Annotated in this window: 5 protein-coding genes; all 5 read left to right on the forward strand. The window is 70.2% G+C overall.

The features are described 5' to 3' along the window. A partial coding sequence (locus E8A49_RS03165) for a pyruvate dehydrogenase complex dihydrolipoamide acetyltransferase (RefSeq protein ID WP_293376276.1) occupies positions 1-1,281 on the forward strand: 1,281 nt, incomplete at its 5' end. Positions 1,282-1,291: 10 nt separating this feature from the next. Beyond that, positions 1,292-1,771 carry a glutathione peroxidase gene (locus E8A49_RS03170; RefSeq protein WP_293376278.1) on the forward strand — a complete coding sequence of 160 codons (480 nt, stop codon included), beginning with the start codon at positions 1,292-1,294 and terminating at the stop codon, positions 1,769-1,771. Next, entirely contained in the window at positions 1,771-3,192 is a 1,422-nt protein-coding gene (gene lpdA / locus E8A49_RS03175; RefSeq protein ID WP_293376280.1) for a dihydrolipoyl dehydrogenase, read from the forward strand. The genes E8A49_RS03170 and lpdA overlap by 1 nt, the downstream gene beginning before the upstream one ends. A gap of 117 nt (positions 3,193-3,309) precedes the next feature. Beyond that, positions 3,310-5,118: an ABC transporter ATP-binding protein gene (locus tag E8A49_RS03180; protein ID WP_293376282.1), complete on the forward strand. Its 1,809-nt coding sequence runs from the start codon at positions 3,310-3,312 to the stop codon at positions 5,116-5,118. Further along, a complete protein-coding gene (locus tag E8A49_RS03185) occupies positions 5,115-6,917 on the forward strand; it encodes an ABC transporter ATP-binding protein (protein ID WP_293376284.1) in 1,803 nt (600 codons plus the stop codon). Before E8A49_RS03180 ends, E8A49_RS03185 begins: the two co-directional genes overlap by 4 nt. Positions 6,918-7,030 lie beyond the last annotated feature (113 nt).

Consider the following 7,030-nt stretch of genomic DNA (forward strand, 5'->3'; position numbering starts at 1 on the left):
TGGCATGTGAAGAAGGGCGACACGGTCAAGTCCGGCGACGTCATCGCCGAGATCGAGACCGACAAGGCCACCATGGAGGTGGAAGCCGTCGACGAAGGCACCATCGAGGAGCTCCTGGTCCCGGAAGGCGCGGAGGGCGTGAAGGTCAACGCCCCCATCGCCAAGCTCTCCGGCGACGACGCCGGGGCCTCGGCGGCGCCGGCGTCGAAGGAACCCCTTAAGTCGGCTGCGCCGGCAGCTCCCCCAAAGCTGGAGCAACCCGCGCCGGCGAAGGCCGAAGCCGCTCCGCCCAGTTCCTCCCCCTCTGGGGGAGGTGGCGCGCGGAGCGAAGCGACGCGTGACGGAGGGAGCCAGCGCATCTTCGCCTCGCCCTTGGCGCGTCGGCTGGCTGAGCAGAAGGGGCTGGACCTCTCAACGCTGAAGGGCTCCGGCCCGCACGGCCGCATTGTCAAGGCCGACGTGGACGCGGCCCAGCCTGGACAAGCCCAGGCGAAAGCTCCGGCCGCCGCGCCGGGCGCCCAGCCGCAGGCCGCGCCGGCCGCCGCCCCGCGCCAGGTCCAGCCGCTGGCGCAGCAGGGCATTCCCGACGGCAGCTACGACCTGATCCCACTGGACGGCATGAAGAAGACCGTGGCGCGGCGGATGACCGAGAGCTTCCGCGACGTCCCGCACTTCCCGCTGACCATCGACGTCGAGCTCGACGCCCTGCTGGAGGCCCGCGCCAAGATCAACGCCATGCTGGAGAAGTCCGGCGGTGGCAAGGTCAGCGTCAACGACATGGTGATCAAGGCCGCCGCGGTGGCCCTGAAGCAGGTGCCGGAGGCCAACGCCTCCTACACGCCGGAAGGCATCGCCATGCACCACCACGCCGACATCTCCATGGCGGTGGCCGTGCCGGGCGGACTGATCACCCCGATCATCTTCAAGGCCGAGACCAAGGGCCTGGCGCAGATCGCCGCGGAGGCCAAGGACCTGGCCGAACGGGCGCGGACCAAGAAGCTGAAGCCCGAGGAGTACCTGGGCGGCACCTTCTCGGTCTCCAACCTCGGCATGTTCGGCATCAAGTCCTTCGCCTCGATCATCAACGAGCCGCAGGGGGCCATCATGTCGGTGGGCGCCGGCGAGAAGCGCCCGGTGGTCAGGGACGGCCAGTTGGCCATCGCCACGGTGATGAGCGTCACACTGACCTGCGACCATCGGGTGGTGGACGGCGCCACCGGCGCCCGCTTCCTGGCCGCCTTCAAGCCGCTGCTTGAAGACCCCATCACCATGATCGTCTGACGGAGGGCGGATGAGCAGCTTCTACGACTTCACCGCCGAGACCCTGGACGGCAAGCCCGCGCCGCTCGCCGAGTGGAAGGACAAGGTGGTGCTGGTGGTCAACACCGCGTCGAAGTGCGGCTTCACTCCGCAGTACGCCGGCCTGGAGGAGCTCTACCGCAAGTACCAGGACCGCGGCTTCACGGTGTTGGGCTTTCCCTGCAACCAGTTCGGGGCGCAGGAGCCGGGGAACGCCGAGGAGATCGCCAACTTCTGCTCCCTGACCTACGAGGTCGACTTCCCGATGATGGCCAAGGTCGACGTGAATGGGCCCAAGACCCATCCGCTCTACGCCTGGCTGAAGCACGAGAAGAAGGGCCTGCTGGGCTCCGAAAGCGTCAAATGGAACTTCACCAAGTTCCTGGTCGACCGTAAGGGCCAGGTGGCCGGCCGCTTCGCCCCCACCGACACGCCGCAGTCGTTGGAAGGCGCCATCGAGGCGCTGCTCTGATGGCCGCCCAAGCCAGCGAAGGTCAGTTCGACCTCGTCATCATCGGCTCCGGCCCCGGCGGCTATGTCACCGCCATCCGCGCCAGCCAGCTCGGCATGAAGGTGGCCATTGTGGAGCGCGAGCTCCTGGGCGGCATCTGCCTGAACTGGGGCTGCATCCCCACCAAGGCGCTTCTGAAGTCCGGCGAGGTCTATGAGCAGCTCGGCCACCTGGCCGACTACGGCCTGTCGGTGGAGAAGCGCGGTTTCGACTTCGAGGCGGTGGTGAAGCGCTCGCGCAAGGTCGCCGCCCAGCTCAATTCCGGCGTCGCCTTCCTGATGAAGAAGCACAAGGTCGAGGTGGTCGAGGGAACCGCCAGGCTCGAAAAGGGCGAGGGCGCGCCGAAGGTGGTGGTGGCCCTAAAGGCGGGTGGCTCGCGCACGCTGACCGGCAAGTCGGTGATCCTGGCCACCGGGGCGCGGGCCCGCACCATCCCGGCCATCGGCCTGGAGCCGGACGGCGAGCGGGTCTGGACCTATCGCGAGGCGCTGGCGCCCAAGGCCGCGCCGAAGAGCCTGATCGTCATCGGCTCCGGCGCCATCGGCATCGAGTTCGCGAGCTTCTACAGGGCCTTGGGCTCGGAGGTCACCGTGGTCGAAGCCCTGCCGCGCATCCTGCCGGTGGAGGACGAGGAAGTCTCGAAGGCCGCCCACAAGGCCTTCGAGAAGCGCGGCCTGAAGTTCCGCGTGCCGGCCAATGTCAAGAAGCTGACCAAGACCAAGTCCGGCGTCGCCGTCGAGATCGAGGCGGACGGCAAGACCGAAACGCTCGGAGCCGACGTCTGCATCGTCGCCGTCGGCATCGTCGGCAATGTCGAGAACCTCGGCCTGGAGGCGCTGGGCGTGAAGGTCGAGCGGACCCACGTGGTGGTCGACAAGCATGGCTCAACTGGCGTGCCCGGCCTCTACGCCATCGGCGACGTGGCCGGCCCGCCCTGGCTGGCGCACAAGGCCTCCCACGAGGGCGTCCACTGCGTCGAACACATCGCGGGCCTCAAGCCCACCAACATCGAAAGCCCGATCCCGGGCTGCACCTATTCGACGCCGCAGATCGCCTCGGTGGGCCTCACAGAGGCGCAGGCGAAAGAGCAGGGGCGCGAGCCCAAGGTCGGCCGCTTCCCGTTCCGGGTGAACGGCAAGGCCATCGCCGCCGGCGAGACCGAGGGTTTCGTCAAGACGGTGTTCGACGGCGAGACCGGCGCCCTGATCGGCGCCCACATGATCGGCGGCGAGGTCACCGAGATGATCCAGGGCTTCACGCTGGCCATGACCCTGGAAGCCACCGAGGCCGAGCTGCAGGGCGCGGTCTTCCCGCACCCGACGATGAGCGAGGCCATGCACGAGGCCTCCCTCGACGCCTACGGGATGGTGCTGCACATCTGATGTGAGCTCTGGGCGTTTGCGACCGGCCCCCGGCGCAAGCTAGGTTCCCCGCCCTGGGGGAGGGCGTTCGTCCTGAAATCTCCGATCAGCTTCCTGCGCGGCCTTTGGGACGGGCCGGTGCTGCGCGCGCTGCGCATGGCTATCGCCGTCAGCGGCTGGCGCGCCTCCGTCGCGGCCGTGCTGCTGCTGGTGGGCGCAGCCTTGCCAGCTCTGGAGATGTTGGCCCTGGGCGCGTTGGTGGGCTCCCTGCCGGCGACCATCAAGGCCGGCGGACTGACCTCCGTCGCCGGCCATCGGACCGTGCAGGCCCTGGCCATCTGGGCCGCCCTGATGATGCTCCTGCAGGTCGCGCCCCGGGTTCGCACGGCGGTCGCCACGGCCATGGGCTGGCGGCTGGACTCGCACCTGCGCCAGCGGGTCATGGCGGCGGTGAACCGGCCGTGGGGCATCGCGCACCTGGAAGACCCAGCAGTGGCTGACCTGTTGTCCCAGACCGCCGGCATCGGCGTCGCGGGCTACACGCCGGGCACGGCGGTGAACCAGCTGATCAACTCGCGCATCGCCACCACCCTGACCGCCATCGTCTCGGGCGCCCTCCTGATCGGCTACCACTGGTGGGCCGCGGCCGTGCTGTTCGCCGTCCTGCTGGCGTTCGGCCTGATCGCCCGCAGCGGCTTCGCCCGGCAGCTCCGGACCGTGGTCGGCCAGACCGCGGCGGTGCGGCGGGCGGAATACTTCCGCACGCTGGCGCTGGCGCCGGCGGCGGCCAAGGACGTGCGTCTGCTGGGCGTCGGCGGCTGGATCGTGGACCGGCTGCGCGGCGAATGGCAGGCCGGCCTCGACGAGCAGCGCAGGGCCCAGGGCAGCGCCTTCCGTCTGACCCTGGCGGCCTCCATCGCCGTCACCGCGACCAACGCCGTGGTCTATGGGCTCCTGGCGGCCGATGCGGCCAGCGGCGCGATCGGCCTGGGCGCCCTGGTGGTCTATCTGCGCGCCGTCGCCGGCCTGAACGGCCTCTCCAGCCTCAACGGCGCCGACACGGTGATCACCCAGGGCTCGGCCGCCATCCCGGCGATCCTGGAGCTGGAGCGCCGGACGAAGCCGCAGCCCGGACCGCCGCTGGCGCGCCTCGCGGCGGACGCGCCCGCCCGGGACATCCGCTTCGACAAGGTCAGCTTCACCTACGCCGGTGGCGGCGCGCCGGTGCTCAAGGATCTCGACCTCACCATTCCGGCCGGCTCGTCCATGGCGCTCGTCGGCCTGAACGGCGCGGGCAAGACCACCCTGGTGAAGCTGCTGGCGCGGCTCTACGATCCGACCAGCGGCGCGGTGCGGATCGATGGGCAGGACCTGCGCGAAATCGAGCCCGCCGACTGGCAACGGCGCATCGCCGCCATCTTCCAGGACTTCCTGAAGTACGGCCTGCCGGCGCGGGACAACATCGGCTTCGGCGGTCTGGAGATCGCCCACGACCAGGCCGCGCTCGAACGGGCCGCCGAGAAGGCCGGCATCCTGGAGCGCATCCAGGGCCTGCCGGCCGGCTGGGACACGCCGCTCTCGCGCCACTTCACCGGCGGCGCCGACTTCTCCGGCGGGGAGTGGCAGCGGATCGGGCTGGCCCGCGCCCTGTTCGCGGTGGAGGCCGGCGCCCGGGTTCTGATCCTCGACGAGCCCACCGCCAACCTGGACGTGCGGGCGGAGGCGGCGCTCTACGACCGCTTCCTGGAGCTCACCAAGGGCCTGACGACCCTCCTGATCTCGCACCGCTTCTCCACCGTCCGCCGCGCCGACTGCATCTGCGTCCTGGAGAACGGCGCCGTCTCGGAGCTCGGGACCCACGACGCCCTGATCGCCAAGGGCGGCCGCTACGCCGAGATGTTCACACTGCAATCCCAGCGCTTCGTCGGGACGGGAGCGTCCGCATGAAGCCGCTGGAAGGGCTGCGCAAGACCTGGCGGACGGCGGCGACCTTGGTCGGCCTGGCGTTCTCCGCCGCGCCCCGCCGCGCCGGCGTGGCGATCGTGACCGAGCTTCTGGGGGCGCTCCTGACGCTGCTGGCCTCCTATCAGATCCAGAATGTGGTGCAGGCCGCCGCGACCGGCGATCGAGAGCACGCCCTGCGGGCCGGGCTGACGCTCGCGGTCACCGGCGGCCTCGGCGCGCTCAGCTACTTCGTCTACGCCCAGGCGCTGCCGCGGTTGATCGAGGCCGTCACCGTCCACCTGGACAGCGAGCTGGTGCGCCTGACCGCGAGGATTCCGACGCTGGAATACGCCGACCGCCCGGTCCACGCCGACAAGATCCAGCTGATCCGCGGCCAGAGCCAGATGCTGGCCGGCGGGCTGCAGGCGGTGATGCTCAACGTGCGCATGCTGGTCACGCTGGGCGGGACCTTCGTGATCCTGATCGGCATCGATCCCTGGCTGGCCCTGCTGCCGATCTTCGCCATCCCGCGCGCCATCGCCGGCGCCCGCGCCCGCAAGCTGCAGGTCCGCGCCCAGGAAGCCACCGCCGAGCCGATGCGGCTGCGCGGCCACATCTTCAACCACGCGACCTCGCCGGTGGCCGGCAAGGAGCTGCGGATCTTCGGGCTGGGCGCGGAACTGGCCAAACGCTACCGCGACATCAGCGCCACCACCCGCCACCTGAACGTCCGCGCCAACTGGGGCGGGGCCATCTGGTCGTCGCTGGGCGACATGGCCTTCACGCTGGGCTGCGTCGGGGCCGTCGCCTGGCTGGTGGTGCGCGCAGCGGAGGGCGCGGTCACCCCGGGCGGTGTGGTGCTCGCCGCGACGCTCGCCACCGGCCTGATCATCCAGATGACCTTCGCCCTGCAGTTCGCCCAGTACTTCCAGGCGATCATGACCACGGTCGAGCGCTATGAGTGGCTGGTCGATTTCTCGAACACCGCCGCAAAGGCCGCGTCGGGCGAGGCGGCCGCGCCGGCGATCCTGCGCCGTGGCCTGACGGTCGAGGGCGTCTCCTTCACCTATCCGGACCGCGACAAGCCGGTGCTGAGCGACGTCTCCCTGGAGCTGCCGGCTGGCCGGGTGATCGCCCTGGTGGGCGAGAACGGCTCAGGCAAGTCGACCCTGGTGAAGCTGCTCTGCGGCTTCTATCCGCCGTCGGCGGGCCGCATCCTGGTCGATGACACCGACCTGGCCGACATCGCGCCCGCCGCCTGGCGCGAACGGATCAGCGGCGCCTTCCAGGACTTCACCAACTTCGAGGTCGCCATGCGCGAAAGCGTCGGCCTGGGCGACCTGCCGCGCCTGGGCGACCGCGAGCGCGTCGGCGCGGCCCTTGGCCGGGCCGGGGCGGCGGACCTCGCCAAGCTGGACGGGGAACGCGGTCTCGACGTCATGCTCGGCAAGAAGTGGGGCGGCGTCGATCTCAGTGGCGGCCAGTGGCAGAAGCTGGCCCTCAGCCGCGCCCTGATGCGCGATCACCCCTTGCTGGTGGTGTTCGACGAGCCGGCCGCGGCCCTCGACGCCAGCGCCGAGCACGACCTCTTCGAACGCTTCGCCGCCGAGGCGCGCTCGGGCCAGTCTGGCGGGCGCGCGACGTTGCTGATTTCGCACCGCTTCTCCACCGTACGCATGGCCGACGCCATCGCCGTCTTGGAGGCAGGCCGCATCGCCGAGTTCGGCAGCCACCAAGCCCTGATGGCCGCCGGCGGCAAGTACGCCGAACTGTTCGAGATCCAGGCCAGCGCCTACCGCTGAGGGCGAACTAGGTGTCGTTTCCAAGAAGGTTGTTCACCCTGGCCCAGGGCGTGAGGCCGGCGATGCCGGCGTGGGGTCGGGTGAGGTTGTAAGCGTCGGTCCATGGCCCGATG

The sequence above is a fragment of the Phenylobacterium sp. genome (assembly GCF_004799515.1).
Classification (GTDB): domain Bacteria; phylum Pseudomonadota; class Alphaproteobacteria; order Caulobacterales; family Caulobacteraceae; genus Phenylobacterium.